Here is a 618-nt window from a genome sequence, read left to right as displayed (position 1 = left end):
GGCCTGCTTGCCTATATCGGAACCCGCCTTGATACCGAAGAAACCGGTGTAACGCTGCGTGAAGTGCTGCTGGACAGCAAGCTGGTATTCAGCAAACCACAGGATCGCCTGTTTGCCGGCCAGATTGACCGTATGGACCGCTTTGCGCTGCGCTATCGCGCACGTAAATTTCAGAGCGAGCAGTACCGTATGCCGTGGAGTGGTTTGCGTGGTCAACGTACCAGCCTGATCCCCCACCAGCTTAATATTGCCCATGATGTCGGTCGTCGCCATGCCCCTCGCGTTTTACTGGCAGATGAAGTGGGCCTGGGAAAAACCATTGAAGCCGGGATGATCCTGCATCAGCAACTGCTGTCCGGTGCCGCCGAACGCGTGCTGATCATCGTCCCTGAGNGAGACGCTACAGCACCAGTGGCTGGTCGAAATGCTGCGTCGTTTCAACCTGCGTTTTGCGCTGTTTGATGATGAGCGTTATGCAGAAGCGCAGCACGATGCCTACAACCCGTTTGAAACCGAACAGTTGGTTATCTGTTCGCTCGACTTTGCCCGTCGCAGTAAACAGCGCCTGGAGCATCTGTGTGACGCCGAATGGGATCTGCTGATTGTCGATGAAGCGCA

At 55.8% G+C, this 618-nt stretch carries 1 pseudogene; it reads left to right on the top strand.

The features are described from left to right. Positions 1-618: pseudogene (locus tag FDX22_RS30125) on the top strand (SNF2-related protein); the annotation flags it as partial.

Origin of the sequence: Citrobacter sp. TBCS-14, assembly GCF_005280805.1 — a bacterium.
In the GTDB taxonomy this organism is placed as follows: domain Bacteria; phylum Pseudomonadota; class Gammaproteobacteria; order Enterobacterales; family Enterobacteriaceae; genus Citrobacter; species Citrobacter gillenii.
The sequence above is the reverse complement of the archived record's forward strand: the minus strand, read 5'-3'. Positions and strand labels throughout refer to the sequence as shown.